At 40.6% G+C, this 540-nt stretch carries 1 pseudogene; it reads right to left on the bottom strand.

What is annotated here, in order from left to right:
- A pseudogene (locus ACFIO5_RS13410) lies at positions 1–540 on the bottom strand (ATP-binding protein); the annotation flags it as partial.

The raw sequence follows: 540 nt of genomic DNA, 5'->3' as shown, positions 1-540 counted from the left end.
CCACGCTCTTCAAAGTAGGTTAAAAGTCGGCGTGCACGGCTTAAAGAATGCGTACCATAAAGACGCGCTAAAAATGCATCTGATGGGCACGGCTTCCCACCCAAAGCGGCCTGAGCCACATTCAAAAAAACACCTTGGACATCATCTTCCAAACTTTCTGAGATATACAAAATGCGCTTCCAGTTTTCACTGACAGCGGTTTCTTTATCTACACAAGCCTGAGCAATAGCCAATTTACGTCGAAATTGCGAAAGATTTAAAAAATCTCCTGAGAGACCATGAATACGGCAACGCACCAAGAAATCTTGATAAAGTACAGCTGTAGAACGATAAAAAGCCTCAGGATCCTCAAGAATTTCCCGAATAACACATTCTGCCTGGAGATCACGATCAACAACAGAAAGTTCAGGAAATAAACTCGAGTTTTCTGCCAACAATTCTCGTTTTTTATTTACAGCTTTTTCTAATATTGCATGAATCGATTTTTCTTTCACCGGCTCTCGTGATTGTTTAAAGGGAATTAAAATTTCCTCTTGAGAA

It is taken from the genome of Bartonella sp. AA86SXKL, assembly GCF_042196885.1.
Note: the sequence above shows the minus strand (reverse complement) of the source record. Positions and strands in the feature narration are given on the sequence as shown.